The organism is Mediterranea sp. ET5, from assembly GCF_023337025.1.
Taxonomy (GTDB): Bacteria; Bacteroidota; Bacteroidia; order Bacteroidales; family Bacteroidaceae; genus Phocaeicola_A.
Genome location: NZ_JAMBLN010000006.1, coordinates 49,660 through 69,143, shown reverse-complemented (window position 1 = coordinate 69,143; position 19,484 = coordinate 49,660). Strand labels below are relative to the sequence as shown.

The following is a 19,484-nucleotide window of genomic DNA, read 5'->3' as shown; positions in this document are numbered from 1 at the left end:
TACAGCTTTAATCTATATAGCATCGTGACTCTTAACTGTTTTTAAAACCTCTTGGTTTATTTCAACCTTAAACTTCTTTGCCCACTTTTCTTCTTCTTTGGCGAGCATGCCCGCCTTGTAGTCACGTTCCAGGAGTGCGTAGACGTCCTTGTAGGATTCCGGCTTCCGCTTGAGCACCTTGCCCAGTACCTGTACGTAGGGATAGTCGGGCGAAGGGGTGAACTCCCCCTGTCCGAAGAAGAGCTTGTCGACCGATGCGTTGGTCCCGATCTGGAAGAGTCCTTCTTCCACCTTCAGCCATTGCGAGCCGCCCACCTCGTCGAACCGACGGATGGCGTCGGTCCACTCCTCTTCGGGAAAGCCGTCGAGGTAGGTCAGGAGTCGTTCCAGACGTTCCTTGTCATTGGCTTGCAGGATGATGCCCTTGAAGTGGGGCAACTTCCAGCGGTAGTGTTTCTTGTGTTTCTTGTAGTAGTGCTTCAGCCGCTCGTCGTCGGTTTGTAGCAGTTCGTCTTCCACCATGCCGGCAAGCAGTCCGTCGTGGTATTCGCGGAGGAGGTATTGCTTGTCGGTCTCCCGGACCCTCGGCGCAGCCTCTTCTTCCGGAATCTCTTCTTCCGTCAGTCGTCCGATGAGATGCACGCCGGCAGCCGAGAGGAAGGGGCGGGAAGTCTCGTCGGGCTTCAGCAGACGCAGCCGTGTCAGCAGCTCGTTGGGCAGCTGGTAAGGCTTGACGCAGACGATTTCCGCCTGCCATCCGGCGGGGAGATGTCCGGCGTTCTGTTCAATCCAGCTTGCCAGTTCCCCTGCCGACGGCATGGCAGCCGACACCGAGTCGAGCTTTGCCACCCATGCTTTGGTGCCACTGTAGGAGACCGACTGGGGGATGCGCAGGCAGACGTGTGCAATCCATCGTCTGTCCGTGTCCGGTGCTTCGGGAGAGACGGAAGCCTGTTGCTGACGGTTGAGTTTCTGCAACCGCAGCTTGCAGTTCTCGAACTGCTGACGGAAGAGTCGTGTCGTGTCCAGTCCTTCCGTCTGTGCATGGCAGACTCTCCACTTCAGGCGGACGAAGCGTCGCAGGAAATCTGACGGAGGCAGGGCGCCGGCATTCTTGCGGTAAGCATAAAGGAACTCGCCCCGCGACACCGGCAGGTGTCCCACTCGCATCAGCAGTGTGTCGCTCTGTGCCGATGCGCAGAGGCTTGCCAGCATCAGCCCTCCCCAAAGGAATATTTGTTTTATCATGTCGTTCCGGAATATCTGGTTTGTTCATGACGGGGCCGTCGAAACACGACTTGCGCATGCCTTTCAGGCGCCCATGCACATTTGTGCGCTGCAAAGTTAGTATTTTTCAAGCCAATCATGCACTTTCGTGCAAGCTATCCAAATCACAAAGCCAAGACATCACCGTTTTTTTGCGAAACTCCGTCCACATGAATGGATGTTTCCTGCAAATGTAGTACCTTTACCGCCGACGCACGAAAAGGCGATTCAACCCTTCAAAACATCTTCGGAGAACTACATTCATGAACCTGTCCGGAAACCATGCAGACATTGACAAGGAAGTCGACCTGACCGACATCCGTATCTTCAAGCAGCAGTATGAAGCGAACTTCCGCCGCTTGAAGTATTTCGGCATGCAATACATTCCGGACGAGGAGGTCGTGGCGGACCTCATCCAGGATGTATGGCTTCGCATCTGGGAACGTCAGGAGGTCTTTCCCAACCTCGTCGCTTTCCGTGCCTACTTGTCCCAGTCGCTCTATCATGCCATCTTGAACCACCTGAAGCATGCCCGTGTCGAGACCGAATATGCAGGACAAGCCGTTTCCCGGGAGCCGCAGGAAGAGGAGGTCACCATCCGGATGATTAAGGCGGAAGTCTATCAGATGGTCAATGCCGCCTTCGATGACCTGCCGACGGCTTGCCGCCAGGTCTATGCCGCCAGCCTGTCCGGCAAGACGCAGCGGGAGATTGCCGAAGAGTTTCACATCACCATCAACACCGTAAAGAAGCACATCAACAATGCCAACCACCAGTTGCGACGCAGGCTCAAGGATGCCTTGCTGGCGGTCTGCCACCTGCTGGCGCGTCCGGCATGACGGATGCCTTTGGAAATGTCCCGCCTGATGCTTATTTTGCATCCCAAAAAAGAACTTATGATTCGCCGTATTGAGCCTGCAGACTATCCCCGCTTGCTGGAAATATGGGAGAGCGCGGTGCGCTCCACGCACGATTTCCTTCGCGAAGAGGACTTCCGCTACTACAAGGAGCAGGTCCCTGCCTACTTCCCACAGGTCACGCTGGTCGGCTTCGAACAGGACGCCCGACTGACGGGGTTTATCGGCACAGCCGACGGGAATATCGAGATGCTGTTTGTCGAGAACGCTTCCCGTGGACAGGGAATCGGCCGTCAGCTGGTACGTCACGCCATCGAGGTGTTGCAGGCGACCCGTGTCGACGTGAACGAAGCCAACACCGCCGCCCTCGGATTCTATGAGCGCATGGGATTCCGCGTCGTGTCCCGTTCTGAACGGGACGGGGAGGGGAAACCCTATCCGCTCCTGCACATGCAGTTGGGCTAGGAAGTCCCGGACTTTCCCCCGTAGTCTGTTTGTTCCCCCAGCTCCTTTTTCTCCCTTTTCGGGCTGTCAAGGTCTGCTTTTCCGCCCTCTCATTCCGCCCTCATGCGCAAGACGGCATGGCCCTCTTGCTCATTTCCTTTGTGCCTTTTCCCGTAACTGGTTGCCACATCGTGCGTAGCTCCTCTTTTTCTCTTGCTCATCTCCCTCCTTTCCCTTTGAGCTTGACGTCACCAGTGAGATGAGCATCTCGGCAAAACGAGAAGCGCATCTCACGACGGCGGGATGCGCAAGCCGTCGGTGCTGTCTTGCGGAAGCCTCTCCGGGGGGATGGGCAAGCTGGTGTGTAGGGCTTGCGGAAGGAGTGCCAGCCCTTCGCTTCATCCGGACTTGCAAAAAAAAAAATCACATCAGGTATTACACCAAGCAGGGGGTTGGTTGTTTCTTAGGGTATAAATTCAAAGATTCTGGTTAAACAAAAGCATACCCTATGGACACAAACAAACTCGAACGGGTGAAACAGCTCGTCATGAAACAGCTGACGGGGACCCTCACCGGACCGGAACAGGAGGAGTTGAGGAGACTGATGGACAGTGATGCGGACTGTCGACGGTTGGCGGACGAATTGCTCGCGTCCGACTTCCTGACCGCAGCGGTGCTCGACGAGAACACGGCGTGGCAGGAACGGACGTGGCAGGGACTCTATCGCCGTATGGGAGTCCGAGGCGGTGTGTTGTCCCGCCTCTACCGGCGCAGATACCGGCTGGCAGCGGCTGCCGCCATCCTGATATTGGTCTTCGGTGCGTGGGCAGGCTGGTATCTCCGGACGGGCGAGGAGAGTCCCATCGGTCCGGGCACAACGCTGGCTGAAATCTCCTGGCCCGACGGACAGAAGTCTGTCCGTACCGACGACTTGCTGAGCGGGACGTTCGCTTCCGCCGACCTCACCGGAGCTCCGTCAGGAGACAAAGAGCTGTCGCCCGACCTCTATACGCGTGTCGTCGTTCCACAAGGCAGTGAGTACAAGGTGCGCCTGGACGACGGGACGGACATTCATCTCGATGCCGAATCCTCCCTGGCCGTGCCGACCGGTTTCTCGGCACACAACCGTCACATCAACCTTTCGGGCGAAGCCTATCTGGAGGTCAGTAAGGATTCGCTCCACCCCTTCACTATCCATACGGAAAAGGCGGACCTCCTGGTACGGGGAACGAAACTGAACATCCGTTGCCGGGAGGATGAGCCTTGTCTGGAGGTTGTCCTGGAAAGCGGACGGCTGGATGTACGTTCCCCGCGGGAGGAGGTGTCACTGCCCGTCGGGCACAAGGCGGTTGTCGATGCGGCGGGAGGCATCCGCATCCTGCCCGCGGATGTCTATGCGGCTACGGCATGGCATCACGGACGCTTCGTGTTCGACAACCGTCCGCTGGACTACATCATGAGAGAGATGGAGCGCTGGTATGACGTGCATGCCTCGTTCAGCAGCGACAAGGTCAGACAGATGCGCTTTACGCTGGACCTTGACCGTTACGACACGTTCAACCGCTTTGTCGAGGTGGTCAGCCTGATTGGGGAGGCAGACATCACGCTGAAGAAGAATCAGGTACTCATTTCTGAAAAAAGACATACATTGAAACACTAACCACAATACATTATGAGAGAAAAACGCAAACTAGCACGGTTGCTGTTTGCCTCCATCCTGCTGTCGGGTTCGTCGGTGGTGATGGCACAGACAGACAAACCGGTGACCGTCCGGCTGAAACAGGCTTCCATCCGGGAACTGTTCGTGGAAATCAAGAAGCAGGTGCAGGTGAACTTCATGTACAGCAACAATGCCGTGGAAGGACTGCAGAAGAAGGACTACAACTTTACCGATGCTTCGCTGGACAAGATTCTCAGCCATTGCCTTGCGGGGAGCGGACTGACTTACGAGATTGCCGATGACAACCGTACGGTGGTCATCCGGCGCAAGCAGGATGAGGGAAAGACGGCTACCGGAAAGGTGGTCGACCGTGAAGGCGAGCCGCTGGCAGGTGTCTCTGTCAAGCAGGAAGGGGCTGACCAGGCAACCGTCACGGGCATTGACGGTTCGTTCAGACTTCCGCTGGCCGAGACCCGGGACGGGAAGCAGCCCCGGCTCACCGTGTCATTCATCGGCATGAAGACACAGCATCTCACCTGGAAGGGACGTCCGCTGAACATCTACCTGGAGGATGACTCGCAGAACCTCGACGAGGTGGTCGTGACCGGCTACCAGGTCATCAACAAGCGGGCATTGACGAGTGCCGTGACCACGGTCAAGGCGGAAGACATCATCCGTCCCGACTACACCTCCATCGACCAGATGCTCGAAGGGCAGGTCACTGACCTGATGTTCATGAGCAATTCCGGCGAGGCAGGGGTGGCGCCGAAGATACGTATCCGCGGAACCTCGTCCATCATCGGTAACCGTGAACCGCTGTGGGTGGTCGATGGCATCGTGGTGCAGGATGCCGTGCAGATAGCCCCTGAAGAGCTCAATGACCCCGACTTTGTCAACCGCATCGGTAATGCCATTGCCGGACTGAACCCGCAGGACATCGAACGGCTGGACGTGCTGAAGGACGCTTCCGCTACCGCCCTGTATGGCTCGAAGGCTGCCAATGGTGTCATCGTCATCACCACCAAGCACGAGTACCCTGCCGCAGGGAGGCGAGCTGAACACTCAGAACTCCCGCCAGAAAAGCTGGACCGTGCGTCTGCAGCTGGACTGGAACAAGTACTTCGGTGACGGGGAGAAGCATAACTTCAACGGAGTGGTGGGCTACGAAGCCAGTTCCACACGTTATAAGATGAACGATTATACGGCGAGGGGCTACTATCCGGACCGCGGGCTGTCGTTCGTCAACAACATCAACCTGAGCGAGTATCCGTCCTATGGCAGCTGGTTGGCGTCGAACGTTCCTCACCTGACGGATAACCTGAACAACATCATCTCGGCCTATGCCTCCTTCACCTACAGCTGGAATCAGATGGTCTATCTGAACCTCAACGGACGCATCGACGGCTCGAACCAGTTCGGTGACCAGAGCAACGACAAGCTTCTGCCCATCTGGTCGGTGTCCGCCTCCTTCAACTTCGGACAGCTGGACTTCATGCGCGACCTCGACTGGATAGACTACCTCACGGTGAAGAGTTCCTACGGTTTCCAGGGAAACATGCTCACCTCCGAGTCGCCCGTGCTGACCATCACGAAGAATCCGCTTCATCCTTACTACAATGAGTTCACGGCGTCGGCAAACGGGAATCCCAATCCGAACCTGAAGTGGGAGAAGACCAACTCCTACAACATCGGTCTGGAGGCTTCCTTCTTCGACAGCCGGCTGCAGATGGAGGCGTCGGTCTATTTCAAGCGGACCAAGGATGCCTTCATGAGCAAGACAATCTCTACGGTCAACGGCTACGGCTCGTATACGGTAAACCGGGGCAACATCTCCAATGACGGATACAGTGTCGACCTCACCGTCAGCCCCATCATGAACCGGGACTGGCGATGGTCGGTGACGACCTCGTTTTCGCGTACGTTCAATGAGATCACCTCTTCACCCGATGGCGAATCTTATGAGCTGAGCGACTTCCTGAACGGTACGGCAGTGGTCAAGGGGGAGTCCATCGGGACATTCTACTCGTACCGTTACCTCGGACTGAGTCCGGTCGACGGCGGTCCGATGTTCGATGATTGGGAAGACCACTATGAGGACCTCATCGGCTTGAGCAAGTATGACACCTATACCCGTGTACTCAAGGCGACCGGTTCACGCGAGCCGACCATGCAGGGCGGACTGAGCACGACCCTGCGCTGGAAGAACCTGCGGTTCTCGGCCATGTTCTCCTACAGCCTGGGTGCCAGTACCCGTCTGTTCGGGATGTACGGTTCGGCATCGGGCAATGCATACGATGCCGCTGAAATCCGTCCGGAGAACAACATGAGCCGCGATTATCTCGACCGCTGGCAGCATCCCGGCGACGAACGGCGTACGGACATCCCCGCCATCATCGGGGAGGCCGACGGCAACTATTTCAAGTACAGCGGGCACTGGTCGGGACGGTTGGAATATGATGGTCAGGCGGTGCAGCCCATAGCCGACAGCTACTGGGACATGTATGACTACAGCGACCTGCGTGTGGTGAGCGCCAACTACCTGAAGTGTGGCAACATCAGCCTTTCCTATGTCTTCCCGGACGAGTGGATGCAGCCTTACGGCATCAGCCGTCTGGAGCTGACGGCCTCGGGCAGCAATCTCTTTACCATTGCCGACAAGGACCTGAAGGGGCAGACCCCGACGCAAGGTGGCTTCACGACCATCCAACTTTCAGACCGTCCGAGCTTCTCGCTCGGTTTAAGTGTAACCTTCTAAAATGACCGATGTATGAAAACAATGATAAGAACCTCGCTCCTTCTGCTGGCAGGCATGTTCGCCGGCTCGTCCTGCTCGGATTTTCTGGAGGAGTATTCACAAGACAAGGCACAAGTGGAGACCTGGGAGGACCTCAACGAACTTCTTCTGGGGGACGGTTACCTGCAACCCTGCCGCTTCGTGTCGGGTGACAACAGCGGCTCTACTGCCAGCGAGATACACAGTAATCTTGACATCCTGCACTTCATGAGCGATGAACTGAAGGAGAATCCTGACAACGAAAACGACCTTTTGAGTTACCGCTCCGACAAGTTTGCCTTCTACACCTGGCAGCAGGATACGGGCGTAGACCAGGACCTGCGCTATGTGGGCGGTGACGAAGCCTACTGGAACATGCTCTATGAGAAAATCAACACGTGCAACATGGTGTTGGCGCTCATCGACGAGCAGCCGGCTTCCCGGGAAGAGGATGTTGCAGGCAGGGAACGGGTAAAGGGAGAGGCGCACTTCCTGCGTGCTGCCTACTACTTCCTGCTTGCCAACCTGTATGCACAGCCCTACCTTCCGCAGACGGCTGCCTCCACGCCGGGAGTGCCCATCAAACTTTCTGAATACGTGGAGGACCGCGAGTTCACACGCGAACCGCTGGCAACTGTGTACGCACAGGTGTTGGCAGACCTCGAACAGGCGGAAGCCTGCCTGCAGGGCAAAGAGCGTGTGTCGGTCTATCATGCCGACCTGACCGCCACCCTCCTGTTGCGCAGCCGTGTGTACCTGTACATGCAGGACTGGGAAGCCGCAGCCCGCGAGGCACGGCGGGTGCTCGAACTGCAGGACGGCCTGCTCGACCTCCACTCCCTGTCTCCGGGTGCGGATGTGGTCTATCGCGATTCGCCCGAGACCATCTTCTCCATGGGTGGTTACATGATTTCCGTCGCCTTTGCCGACTGGCGCGGGATGTTCGACAACTACATGCCTGCCTACTTCATTTCCGATGAGATGATGGAGCTGTTCCAGAGGGGGGACCTGCGTACCAACCTCTTCATTGGTGCCAGCGAGAACTTCCGTCAGTCTCCCGTCTTCCTGAAGGTCAATGGACAGCAACGTGCGTGGGGCAATTACAGCGAGGTGTCCGACTGCTTCCTGCTGCGTACCCCCGAGGCCTACCTGACATTGGCGGAGGCTTCGGCCTGTGCCGGCGATGAGGCTGAGGCACGGCGCGTCCTGGAGACTTTCCTTGAAACCCGTATGGAGACTGCTCCAAGCATCACCCAGACCGGAAGCGAACTGGTCGGACTCATCCGCGACGAGCGTGCCCGTGAGTTCCTGCTGGAGGGCCATCGCTGGTTTGACTTGCGGCGTTACACCGTGTGCCAACCCTACCCGTGGAGCAAGACCATCGAGCACGGGCATGTGTATTATGACTCTTACGACCCGTTGCGCTGCGACTACTACCGGCTTGAAACCAATGACCCTGCCTATACGTTGCCCATCCCGCGGAAGGTGCTGGAGTTCCAGGTGTCGCTGGGAGACAACGAGCGTCCGGCACGCAAGCCTGCACGCAGCGAGAATTATTAAGTCCAAGTTATTCATTCATCTGTAGACTATGAAACATTTGACACATTATTATATAGGTATGTTGCTTGCCGGAACGCTCGGGTTCCTGGCTGCCTGCTCTTCCGACGAGGAGCTGCTGACGCCCAGCGGCGAGGACACCAACTTCTTCCTTCCGAAGGAGGATGACCACAGTACCGAGGCGGAATTGCGCCGTGACTTCTTTGACGAGACCGGGGTCTATCTCTTCTTCAACGACACGCTTCGCCATGACCTCAATGGTACGGATGTCAACGGGGCCCCTGTCTATGCCACCGAAGTGCTGAACTTCCGTTACAGCCTGACGGGTTACAACAACGCAGCCTATGCCTTCGGCTATTATCAGACGCAGGAGGAAAAGGCGGCAGCTGCTGAGATGATTAAAGCCGACTTCCTCCCTCACCTCTCGCAGAACCTGCTGCCTTACTCAATCCTGCTGGTTAATGGCATCCGGGAGAACTCTTACGGCTCTACGTGGGAGGACCTGAGTTACAAATCGAACATCTATTGCATGGCTATCGACACAAAGGACGTGCTGCACCTGGATGAGGAGGAACGCCGGGAGATGGCTCTGGCGGTGCTGACCAATCTGGTTGATGATGGCATCAGTGACTTGAACTGGGATGACTATCAGGGCCCCTTCTACGACCTGATTCCGGCGGAGGTCTCCGACAGTTATCTGGGCGACCTCATTCCCGGATGGGACCGTACGCAGATGGAAGCCCTCTACGAGCTGGGATTCATCAGTTATTCGGAAGACTGGTATGACGAGTTCTACTATGATACTCCTCCGTTTTCTGATTGGGATGACTTCTTTGAACTGGTGATGAACACTCCTTGGGAAGAGATTGAAGCGCAGTATGGAGCCTACAGTCTCCTCATGCAGCGGATGGAGTTGGTCAGACAGGCGATTCTGGCTACGGGATATAAGTTCTAACTTTTACAATTCACGAGTACACTATGAAACAATGGCTGATAAGTCTGCTTGCCGCACTGGTCCTGGTGGCTTGCAGCGATGATGACAACGGACTGGCGGTTGAGCCGACAGCACATGGGACTGTGACCGACAACCAAGGGAATACCTATGGATGGGTACGTATCGGAGACCAGGAATGGACGACGGAAAATGCCCGGAATGGTTCCCGGGTGTGGAACGTGGAATACTATGTGCCTGACTACGGCTGGTATGAAACCATTTCCTTCGATGCTGACACCACTGACTATTTCAATGAGTACGGCAACCTCCTGAGCTATGAGGAGGCACTGGCGTCCGCTCCCGAGGGCTGGCGTCTGCCTACCGATGACGACTGGAAGAAGCTGGAACGTGCGATGGGCATGGGAGGAGAGGTCGACCGGACGGGATGGCGGGGGAGCATCGCCTCCCTGCTGACGCGCTCCGACCAGGGCGCAGAACTGGGACTGAAACTCGGAGGCTCGGTGCTCTACAGCAGCGAGACATACGGAGTGGGATGCCTGTTGAAGTACGATGGGGAGGCAGGATACTACTGGACCTCTACCGTGGATGAGAGCAAGCCGGGAGGCGACGGCTACCGGATGGTGTTCTTCCGCAAACTGGTCAGCGGACAGGAGGGAGTGGAACGTCAGAGTGGCAACAACTCCAACAAGTACATGTCCGTCCGCTGGGTACGTGATGTTCGATAAACATTGAATTAGGAACGGTTTTAACTATCAGAACTCCATGAAACAACTTATTCTGTCTTTTCTGGCTGCCCTGTGTGCGCTGCCGGCTTCGGCACAGTTCACGCTGAGCGGACGCATCGAGGGCATGCCGGACAGCCTGCAAGTGGCTGTAGTCAATGTCGAGTCGCGGGAACAGTTGCCCCTTTGTCAGGCATCTCCCGCGGACGGAACTTTCTGTCTGACCTGCGACAGTGTGATACGTCCGTTGCTCTGCGAGTTGCGCATATTGCAACGAAGTCCGAAGAACGGACGTCTCTACACCCGACATGCTGTCCGTTTTATGGCTTCTCCGGAGGCGATGCAGGTAGCAGACGTTACCTGGAGCGCTCTTCAGGAAGCTTCCGAAGATTACCGGACCGAGCAGCTCCTGCGCGTCAGCGGTGGACGGGCACAAGCTGACTGGCAAGAGTATCTTGATGCCGTGTACGACCTGGAACGGGAGGCTCGGCTGGCGGGTTACAAGGAGGCGGAAGTCTACTTTGCAACCAATGACAATCCTGACTCCGTACGGAAGTACCGGACACTGGTGCAGGTGGCGCAGCGGAAGCTTCATGAGGCGCGGGTCAGCTTTGCACGTCGGCATCCGTCTTCCTTTGCTGCCAATTACTGGATGTATCAGGAGCTTCGCACCGACTTTGTCTATACGGCAGACGAACTGGAAGAGATGGCTTCGCTCGTGCAGACCTGTCCCGACACGGTGCGGGTGAATGCCCTCAACCGTAACCTGGAAGTGGCCTTGCGCTATGCGCTGGGACAACGTTACCCGGATTTTGACCTGATACGGACGGATGGGACGTCTGCACGGCTCTCGGCGCTCATCCCTGCGGAAGCGCAATTCACGCTGCTCGACTTCTGGGCTTCCTGGTGCGGTCCCTGCCGTGCGGCAATCCCCCGTGTAAAGGAGCTGGCAGTGCAGTACGGTTCACGGCTGGGACTCGTCAGTGTCTCGGTCGACGAGAAAGAAACAGCCTGGCGTAAGGCTATGGAAGAGGAGCAGATGACGTGGGCTCAGGCATGGCTCAACAAGGTGCAAGTGCCTGCCGCCGCTGACGGCTACATGCTGACGACGATTCCACGTCTCGTCCTGATTGACGGGGAAGGACGCATCGTCTGTTCGACCAATTTGCCCGATGTCATTGTTGAATACCTGCAAAACCACATGAAGCCATGAACAGAAATAGATTTGTGTCTGTCCTCTCCGGTTGTCTGCTGACGATTGGAAGTGCACTGGGACAGGAAACTCCGGGGTTTGTGCTTGACGGGCATGTCCCCGGACTGGAAGACGGTACGACCGTCCGTCTGGTAAACTTGGAGAAAGACGGCAGCAGGGGAGAACCACTGGGAAAGACAACAGTACGTGACGGACGTTTCACCTTCCGTGGCAGTGTCGTATCTCCAACACTCTGCCGGGTAGAGATTCTGCGGACGGAGACTTACGAGGACGGCTCCTCGTATGAGACGGAGACGGACACCCGTCTGATGCTGGAGAATGTTCACGTTGCAATGGAAGCCGTTCATCTCGACAGCCTCCCGCTGACGTATGAGTTCGGGCATTCTCCGTTGGAGAAGGAGCGTAATGCGACGGTCACCGGTGGACGTGCCCAACAGGAATACCTCGCTTACCGGAAGGCACTTCATGCTGCCGAGCTGGTCGCCTGGCAGATGGAACGCCGGTATGTGGACCTTCAGTTCTCCCGGCAGAAGAAGGAGCATGCAGACTCCCTTTCATACTACAAGCAGCGTTCCCAGGAGGCTGCCGGCAAGGTGAAAGCGCTGACCGATGCGTTTATCCGCAGCCATCCCGAGGCGTCCATCTCGGTGTATCTGGTCGGGCGGAAGCTGACGGAACCTTTCAGTCTGACGGCTGACGAACTGGACCGTTGGCTCGATTGTGTGAAGGGTACTTGCGACACGGTGCGTCTGGCACACGTCCGTCAGCAGGCAGAGGCATACCGGGCATACGTTACCGGACAGCCGTTGAAGGACTTTGCGCTTCTCGATACCGGGAGGCAGCCGACAACTCTTGCTGCCGTCCGTAAACCGGGTGTCTATACATTGGTCGACTTCTGGGCGTCGTGGTGCGGTCCGTGTCGTGCGTCGATTCCGCATCTGAAACAGCTCTATGCAGCCCAACCTGTTGCACTCGACATCATCAGTGTGTCCGTTGACCGCAAGGAGGCGGACTGGCAACGTGCCATGAAGGAGGAGCAGATGTCCTGGCGTCAGTTTACCGTCACGCCTGAGGTGTCGAAGCAACTGTCCGAGCTGTATCAGCTGACGGGGATTCCTTTCCTGCTTTTGCTTGACCCGGACGGGAACATCCGGGTCGGTACGCACAGTCCCGATGTCGTGGAGCGTATGCTGATGCAGGAGGCAAGTGAGGAGACTGCCTTGTAATCGAGAAACCGCCGTATTGCAGGTTTTCTTACAACACAAACTCCACTTCCTTGAAGGCATAGGGGCGCAGACGGCCTTCCGTGTCTTCAAGGATGATGAGACCACTGTCCTCCACATGATGGAGGCGGGCATTGAATACTCCGTCGGCATCCCGGTAAGGATGGAAGTCGCGCCGGCGGAACAACGCCTTGCGGTAGTGTTCGCGGATGGTTTCCACCTCGCCACGCTCCAGCATGCGGTAGTAGGATTCGAAATGTTTCAGGATGCGTTCCAGCACATGCTTGCGCTTGCAGTGTATTCCGCAGACCTGGAGCAGTGATACTGGATTGGGTGCGCCGCCTTTGAACTCCGTTTGATTGATGTTCAAACCGACTCCGATGATGCTGCGGGCAATGTGTGTGCCCGAGAGGTCGTTCTCGATGAGGATGCCGCCAATCTTCTTGTCACGCCAGTAGATGTCGTTGGGCCACTTGATGCTGAAGCGACGGATGTAGTGCCGGAAGACATCGAGCACGCTGAGTGAGATGATTTGCGACAACAGGAATTGCTGTTGGGCGTGCAGGAACGTCGGATGGCACGACAGGCTGAAGAGCAGGTTCTTCCCCCGCGCCGATTCCCAGGAGTTGCCGCGTTGTCCCTTGCCCCCGGTCTGATATTCGGCGGAGATTACGAGGAACTCTTTGCCGGGACTGTGTTCATGGTTGCGGATGGCGTTGTTGGTCGAGTCGGTCTCGTCGACACGTATGATTTCGAAGTGGTCAAGGTAGTGTTTCATATGTGGTTCTCATTTTGCGTGTGAGTTTTTGGGGGGATGGAATAGCCGACGGACGGGCTTATTCCAAGGGAGGATAGAAGGCATCCTCGATGTGCTCAATGCTGTGGCTGGCAGCATTGCCGGTGACGGCAATCACATCGAAACGTACCGGCATGTCCAAGTTGAACCGCCTCAGGTAGGCGTCCGTAGCCCATACGATGCTGCGTACCTTCCGTTCGTCGATGGCTTCATAGGGGTCGCCGAAGCTGCCGTTCCGTCGGGTCTTTACCTCGACGACGACCAGCGTCCCGTCCTGCACGGCGATGATGTCGAGCTCGTGACGTCCGGCACGCCAGTTGCGGTGGCGGATGTAGTATCCTTTTGACAGGAGGAAATCTGCAGCAAGGTCTTCTCCGGCTTGTCCCAGCAGGTTGTGTTCAGCCATAGTTGTTGTCTTTTTTGCAAATTTACTCTTTTTATCTTTCGTTATTTACTCAGAGCGACTAAATTTGCAGGTAGTATGAGCAAAGAAGTCAAAAAACGGGTAAAAGTAGCTCCGACCGAACCGAAACGTACGCGCCGCCTGGTGTGTCTGGTGAGCGAGGATGAGGCAGCCATCGTCGACCGTTACTTGCACAGGTACAAGATAACGAACAAGGGACGCTGGATGCGCGAGACCATGCTTGCCTTCATCTGCCGTGCGATGGAGGATGACTACCCGACTTTGTTCAACGAACATGATATGCGACGCTGACTATGCCCGATGATTCCTATTACATGAGACAGGCGCTGGCGGAAGCCCGTCTGGCGGCAGACTGTGGCGAGGTGCCGGTGGGTGCCGTCGTGGTGTGCCGCGACCGCATCATTGCCCGTGCACATAACCTCACCGAGACACTGACCGATGTCACGGCTCATGCCGAGATGCAGGCCATCACTGCAGCCGCTCATACCTTGGGTGGCAAATACCTCAACGATTGTACGCTTTATGTCACCGTGGAGCCCTGTCCCATGTGTGCCGGAGCCTTGGGCTGGTCGCAGCTGGGGCGTCTGGTCTATGGCGCAGCCGACGACAAACGGGGCTATCACCTGTATGCTCCTGCCGTGCTCCATCCCAAGACGGTGGTGGTGAGCGGCGTGCTTGCCGATGAGGCGCGGACGCTGATGCAGGAGTTCTTCCGGAAAAGAAGATAGGAAAACAAACAGGACAGAAGCAGAAGGAAGGTCCGATGACCTCTTCTGCTTCTGTCCTGTTTGTCGTATTTCGTCTTGCTGCCTTGTGTCGGAAAGGCTTGTCTTCAGTCCACTTGTCCGAGTGAATTGCCGAACTCCATCTCGCCTTGCACGACGAAGAGGATGTCCTCGGGGTCATATTCACCCATCTGGTCCTTCTTGGCCTCCTTCACGATGTAGTCTACGATGGCGTCCTGGTCGATTTCGATGTAGCCGTCGCTGTCGGGCTCCACATCCAGGCATCCGCTGGAAGCATAGTAGTCCACGATGAGGTCCAGGAAATAGTAGAGTTCGTCGTCAGTAAACTTCTCTTTCAGGTCCTGCGGCAGGTAGTTCTTGATGAACTCCACGGTCTTTTCATCGTCCAGGTCTTCCTGCAAAAATTCATCTGTTGCCATATCGGTGCTCTTTATCGGTTAAAAAATATCCGCTTTCCTCCCCTTGTGTGGAAGGGGACGAAAGCGGATCATATTCCATCTTTCAATCAGAGAATAGCCTTGAGCTTATCCTCGAATACGGACTTCGGAGCGGCGCCAACCTGCTTGTCCACTACTTCACCGTTCTTAAAGAACAGTACCGTCGGGATGTTGCGCACACCGAACTTTCCTGTCAGAGCGTCGTTGGAGTCAACGTCGCACTTACCAATGATTGCCTGTCCTTCATATTCTTGAGCCAAAGCTTCAATCTCCGGAGCAATCTTCTTACAGGGACCACACCATGTAGCCCAAAAATCTACTACGAGCGGCTTGCCTGAGGCCAGCAGTTCGTCAAAGTTCGCGTCAGTAATTTGAAGTGCCATAATTTTCTGTATTTAATGAATTCGTCGCAAAGGTATTAATTAATTTTGAATTCCAACTCCGGACGGCTCTTTATGTAAGTGATGAGGTCACGCTTAACAGATATTTTAACTTTATTGGCTTTCATCGTGACATGCATCTTGCTGTCCCTGTCGACCACGCGGAAGTGCAGCTCGGCGTTGCCGGGATTCTTCTGCACGAGCGTGGAGATGTCGGTTATCAGCTCTTTGTCAAGAGACGAGAGCGGAGTTGTGATGGTGATTTTGTCTATCAGGTTCTCCTTCACGTCGGGCAACAGCTCGATGGAGCCTATCTTCAGGTCCAGTTCGTTGGGGTTCCACTGACGGGGAAGGCACTTCGCCCGTATATAGAGGAAATAGCCTTCGCGCAGGTAGTTGCACCAGGTGAGCCAGTCGTTGCCGAAGAAGGGGATTTCGCCGGAACCGGAGTAGTCCTCCAGCTTCACGATGCCGAAGGGCTTGTCGTTCCGCGTACGCCCTTCCCGGACGTTGGTCACGATGCCGCCCATCGTCAGTTCCCGGTTGACCAGGGCCGACTTGTCGGCAAGGTCGGACATGTGGGTGTTGCAGACGTTCTCCAGGATGATGGCGTAGTCGTCCAGCGGGTGGGCGGAGAGGTAGATGCCCACCAGTTCCCGCTCACGGTTCAGCCGGTCGAGCGAGTTCCACGGTTCGAAAGGCGGAATTTCGGGCTTGGCAATCTCCACCTGGTTCTCGCCGCCGAAGAGGGAGTTGATGGCTGCGGCTTTGTCTACCTGATATTTTGCCCCGTAGCGGATGAGCAGTTCGGTGAACGTTTCGCCTTTGGCATTGGCGGCAAAGAACATCTCCCGCTTCACGCCGGGCAGGGAGTCAAAGCCGCCCGCCAGTGCCAGGTTCTCGACGTTCTTACGGTTGCACGCCAGGAGGTTGACCCGCTGCACGAAGTCGAAGATGCTCGTGAAAGGACCGTTCTTCGTGCGTTCGTCGATGATTGCCTGCACGGCATTCTCGCCGACTCCCTTCACGGCTCCCAGTCCGAAACGGATGTCTCCCCGTCGGTTGACAGAGAACTTCATGATACTCTCGTTCACGTCCGGTCCCAGCACCTGTACGCCCATCACCTTGCACTCGTCCATCAGCTTGGTGATTTCATCGATGCGCGAGATGTTGCGGCTCAAGTTGGCAGCCATGTACTGGGGAGGATAGTGCGCCTTGAGGTAAGCCGTCTGGTAAGCCACCCAGGAGTAGCAGGTCGCGTGCGACTTGTTGAACGCATACGAAGCGAACTTCTCCCAGTCGCCCCAGATTTTCTCCAGAATCTTCGGGTCGTGTCCGTTCTTCTTTCCACCCTCGATGAACTTGGGCTTCATGTGGTCCAGCTTGTCGCGCAGCTTCTTTCCCATCGCCTTACGCAGGGCGTCACTCTCACCACGGGTGAAGTCCGCCAGCAGACGGGAGAGCAGCATGACCTGCTCCTGATAGACCGTGATGCCGTAGGTGTCCTTCAGATACTTCTCCATGACGGGGATGTCGTATTCGATGGGCTTGCGTCCGTGTTTGCGGTCGATGAAGTCGGGGATGTAGTCCATCGGTCCCGGACGGTAAAGGGCGTTCATGGCGATGAGGTCCTCGAACGTGGACGGCTGGAGCTCGCGCAGGTACTTCTGCATGCCCGGCGACTCGAACTGGAACGTACCGATGGTGCGTCCCTCGCTGTACAGTTTATAGGTGGCGGCATCGTTGATGTCGATGGAGTCGATATCTATCTCCAGTCCCAGACTCAGGCGGATGTTCTCGATGGCCTCCTTGATGATGGAGAGTGTCTTCAGTCCGAGGAAGTCCATCTTGATCAGTCCGGTGTCTTCGATGACCGAGCCTTCGTACTGTGTCACCAGGATTTTCTCTCCGGTGTCCTTGTCGTCGGCCGTACTGACGGGCACCCAGTCGGTGATGTCGTCACGGCAGATGATGGTGCCACAGGCATGCACGCCGGTATTGCGGACGTTGCCTTCCAGCATCCGGGCATACTTGATGGTGTCGCGCAGGACGGGGTCGGTCGATGCCTCCGCCTCCTGCAGCTCCGGGACATATTCGATGGCATTCGCCAGGTTGACCTTCTTGTCGGGTATCTTGTCGGGGACGAGCTTGCAGAGGTAGTTCGAGGTGGCTAGCGGAAGCTTCTGCACCCGTGCCACATCCTTGATGGCAAGTTTGGTTGCCATGGTGCCGTAGGTGATGATGTGCGCCACCTTCTCCTGTCCGTACTTCTCGGTGACCCAGCGGAGCACGTCGCCCCGTCCGTCGTCATCGAAGTCCACGTCGATATCCGGGAGGGAGATACGGTCGGGGTTGAGGAAACGCTCGAACAGCAGGTCGTACTGGATGGGGTCAATCTTCGTAATCCCCAGACAGTAGGCAACCGCCGAACCGGCAGCCGAACCACGTCCCGGACCGACCGAGACGCCCAGCTTCTCACGCGCGGCGGCAATGAAGTCCTGCACGATGAGGAAGTAGCCCGGGAAACCCATCGTCTTCATGATGTGAAGTTCGAAGAGCAGTCGCTCGCGCACCTCGTCGGACAACGGGTCGCCGTACCGCTTCTTGGCTCCGTCGAAGGTCAGCTTCGTCAGGTAGTCGGCTTCCAGCTTGATGCGGTAGAGCTTGTCGTATCCGCCCAGCTTCTCTATTTTCGCCCGGGCATCGTCCTCACTCATCACGACTTCCCCGTGCTCGTTGCGGGTGAACTCGTTGAAGAGGTCTTCCTCGGTGTATTTCCTGCGGTATTCCTCCTCCGTCCCGAAGTCCTCGGGAATGGCGAAGGTCGGCATGATGGGCGCATGGTCGATGGAGTAGAACTCCACCTGGTCGCAGATGCTGACCGTGTTCTCCATGGCTTCGGGCACGTCGGCAAAGATGGCGTTCATCTCCGCCTTGGTCTTGAACCACTCCTGCTTGGAGTACATCATGCGGTTCGGGTCGTCGAGGTCCTTGCCCGTGCTCAGGCAGATGAGCCGGTCGTGCGCCTCGGCATTCTCCTCGTCGACAAAGTGGACATCGTTGGTGCAGACGAGCTTCACCCCGTACTTCTTGCTGTATTCCTTCAGGTGCTTGTTCACTTCGAGCTGAAGCGGATACGCTTCGTGGTTGGCACGGGGGACGGTTGCCTTGTGCAGCTGCAGCTCCAGGTAATAGTCATCCCCGAAGACACGCTTGTACCACTGCACGGTCTCTTCCGCCTCCGCAAACTGTCCGGCGCGTATCTTGCGGGGCACCTCGCCACCCAGGCAGGCGGTGCAGACAATCAGCCCTTCGTGGTATTTCTCCAGTTCGACCCGGTCGGTACGCGGACGCATGTAGTAGCCCTCGGTCCAGGCTTTGGAGACGAGCTTGATGAGGTTGTGGTATCCCTTGTTGTTCTTTGCCAGCACCACGAGGTGATAGCCGCTCTGGTCGGGCTTCCCTTCCTTGTCGAAGAGCCGGCGGCGTGCCACATACATTTCGCAGCCGATGATGGGCTTGAAGAGCTTGCCTTCCAGCTCGGTCACCTTTGCCTTGCAGGCAGCCACTTCTTCCGCCGGATTGTCTGCGGTCTCCTTGCCGCTCTCCAAGGCAGCGATGCGCTTCTTGAGTCCCTTGATTTCGTCTTTGACTTTTCCGTTCTTCTTGTTGACGTAGTTGTAGAACTCCTTCACGCCGAACATATTGCCGTGGTCGGTCAGTGCCATTCCCTTCATGCCGTCCGCCATCGCCTTGTCTACCAGACGCTGGATGCTCGCCTGACCGTCGAGGATGGAGTATTGACTGTGCACGTGCAAATGAACAAAATCATGCATGTTGATGTGAGTTTATTGAGGTTTCTTGTATGTTTATCGGGTTATGAATCGCTTCCGAGGGGATAAAGGTAGCGCTGTTTCGGGGAATCCCCAAGCATCGTTTGCCAACTTTAGCGGATTATAACAGATGGACCGGCACATGCCCCGGTTATCAACTCGTCACAAGAATGAGAAATAGCGGACATTCTTCGACAA

Annotated in this window: 18 protein-coding genes; 12 read left to right on the top strand and 6 right to left on the bottom strand. The window is 56.5% G+C overall.

The window, feature by feature from the left end:
- Nucleotides 1-12 precede the first annotated feature (12 nt).
- Complete coding sequence (locus tag M3087_RS05385; protein WP_249094231.1) at nucleotides 13-1,248, bottom strand: hypothetical protein; 1,236 nt, start codon at nucleotides 1,246-1,248, stop codon at nucleotides 13-15.
- Nucleotides 1,249-1,529: 281 nt separating this feature from the next.
- Between M3087_RS05385 and M3087_RS05380 the strand changes: the two genes are divergently transcribed.
- The 10 genes from M3087_RS05380 (at nucleotide 1,530) to M3087_RS05335 (ending at nucleotide 12,673) form a co-directional block, all read left to right on the top strand.
- Nucleotides 1,530-2,105 (top strand): sigma-70 family RNA polymerase sigma factor, encoded by a 576-nt coding sequence (locus tag M3087_RS05380; RefSeq protein WP_249094229.1) that lies wholly within the window; start codon nucleotides 1,530-1,532, stop codon nucleotides 2,103-2,105.
- Between the two features lie 57 nt (nucleotides 2,106-2,162).
- Nucleotides 2,163-2,588, top strand: a complete 426-nt coding sequence (locus tag M3087_RS05375; RefSeq protein ID WP_249094228.1) for an acetyltransferase — start codon at nucleotides 2,163-2,165, stop codon at nucleotides 2,586-2,588.
- 487 nt (nucleotides 2,589-3,075) lie between these two features.
- The gene (locus tag M3087_RS05370; protein WP_249094226.1) at nucleotides 3,076-4,227 is read left to right on the top strand and encodes a FecR family protein; all 1,152 of its coding nucleotides are present in this window, start codon (nucleotides 3,076-3,078) and stop codon (nucleotides 4,225-4,227) included.
- 12 nt (nucleotides 4,228-4,239) lie between these two features.
- Nucleotides 4,240-5,355, top strand: a complete 1,116-nt coding sequence (locus M3087_RS05365) for a SusC/RagA family TonB-linked outer membrane protein (protein WP_249094224.1) — start codon at nucleotides 4,240-4,242, stop codon at nucleotides 5,353-5,355.
- Nucleotides 5,318-6,982, top strand: a complete 1,665-nt coding sequence (locus M3087_RS05360) for a TonB-dependent receptor domain-containing protein (RefSeq protein ID WP_249094316.1) — start codon at nucleotides 5,318-5,320, stop codon at nucleotides 6,980-6,982. The genes M3087_RS05365 and M3087_RS05360 overlap by 38 nt, the downstream gene beginning before the upstream one ends.
- 12 nt (nucleotides 6,983-6,994) lie before the next feature.
- A complete protein-coding gene (locus M3087_RS05355; protein WP_249094223.1) occupies nucleotides 6,995-8,560 on the top strand; it encodes a RagB/SusD family nutrient uptake outer membrane protein in 1,566 nt (521 codons plus the stop codon).
- Nucleotides 8,561-8,588: 28 nt separating this feature from the next.
- Nucleotides 8,589-9,512 carry a hypothetical protein gene (locus M3087_RS05350; protein WP_249094220.1) on the top strand — a complete coding sequence of 308 codons (924 nt, stop codon included), beginning with the start codon at nucleotides 8,589-8,591 and terminating at the stop codon, nucleotides 9,510-9,512.
- Between the two features lie 23 nt (nucleotides 9,513-9,535).
- A complete protein-coding gene (locus M3087_RS05345; RefSeq protein WP_249094218.1) occupies nucleotides 9,536-10,237 on the top strand; it encodes a fibrobacter succinogenes major paralogous domain-containing protein in 702 nt (233 codons plus the stop codon).
- 37 nt (nucleotides 10,238-10,274) lie between these two features.
- The gene (locus tag M3087_RS05340) at nucleotides 10,275-11,447 is read left to right on the top strand and encodes a TlpA family protein disulfide reductase (protein ID WP_249094217.1); all 1,173 of its coding nucleotides are present in this window, start codon (nucleotides 10,275-10,277) and stop codon (nucleotides 11,445-11,447) included.
- On the top strand, nucleotides 11,444-12,673 hold the full coding sequence (locus M3087_RS05335) for a TlpA disulfide reductase family protein (protein WP_249094215.1): 1,230 nt from the start codon (nucleotides 11,444-11,446) through the stop codon (nucleotides 12,671-12,673). Before M3087_RS05340 ends, M3087_RS05335 begins: the two co-directional genes overlap by 4 nt.
- A 28-nt stretch (nucleotides 12,674-12,701) precedes the next feature.
- Here M3087_RS05335 and M3087_RS05330 read toward each other — a convergent pair whose 3' ends face one another.
- Together M3087_RS05330 and M3087_RS05325 are read right to left on the bottom strand one after the other, a co-directional pair.
- Nucleotides 12,702-13,448: a biotin--[acetyl-CoA-carboxylase] ligase gene (locus M3087_RS05330; protein ID WP_022385511.1), complete on the bottom strand. Its 747-nt coding sequence runs from the start codon at nucleotides 13,446-13,448 to the stop codon at nucleotides 12,702-12,704.
- Between the two features lie 58 nt (nucleotides 13,449-13,506).
- Entirely contained in the window at nucleotides 13,507-13,872 is a 366-nt protein-coding gene (locus M3087_RS05325) for a YraN family protein (RefSeq protein WP_022385510.1), read from the bottom strand.
- A gap of 75 nt (nucleotides 13,873-13,947) precedes the next feature.
- Between M3087_RS05325 and M3087_RS05320 the strand changes: the two genes are divergently transcribed.
- Together M3087_RS05320 and M3087_RS05315 are read left to right on the top strand one after the other, a co-directional pair.
- A complete protein-coding gene (locus M3087_RS05320; RefSeq protein ID WP_022385509.1) occupies nucleotides 13,948-14,181 on the top strand; it encodes a hypothetical protein in 234 nt (77 codons plus the stop codon).
- 2 nt (nucleotides 14,182-14,183) lie between these two features.
- Nucleotides 14,184-14,618: a nucleoside deaminase gene (locus tag M3087_RS05315; RefSeq protein ID WP_106484253.1), complete on the top strand. Its 435-nt coding sequence runs from the start codon at nucleotides 14,184-14,186 to the stop codon at nucleotides 14,616-14,618.
- Nucleotides 14,619-14,722: 104 nt separating this feature from the next.
- Here M3087_RS05315 and M3087_RS05310 read toward each other — a convergent pair whose 3' ends face one another.
- The 3 genes from M3087_RS05310 to dnaE form a co-directional block, all read right to left on the bottom strand.
- On the bottom strand, nucleotides 14,723-15,055 hold the full coding sequence (locus M3087_RS05310; protein WP_022385507.1) for a hypothetical protein: 333 nt from the start codon (nucleotides 15,053-15,055) through the stop codon (nucleotides 14,723-14,725).
- A gap of 86 nt (nucleotides 15,056-15,141) precedes the next feature.
- A complete protein-coding gene (gene trxA, locus M3087_RS05305) occupies nucleotides 15,142-15,456 on the bottom strand; it encodes a thioredoxin (protein WP_022385506.1) in 315 nt (104 codons plus the stop codon).
- A 35-nt stretch (nucleotides 15,457-15,491) separates the two neighbouring features.
- Nucleotides 15,492-19,289: a DNA polymerase III subunit alpha gene (gene dnaE, locus M3087_RS05300; protein ID WP_249094213.1), complete on the bottom strand. Its 3,798-nt coding sequence runs from the start codon at nucleotides 19,287-19,289 to the stop codon at nucleotides 15,492-15,494.
- Nucleotides 19,290-19,484 lie beyond the last annotated feature (195 nt).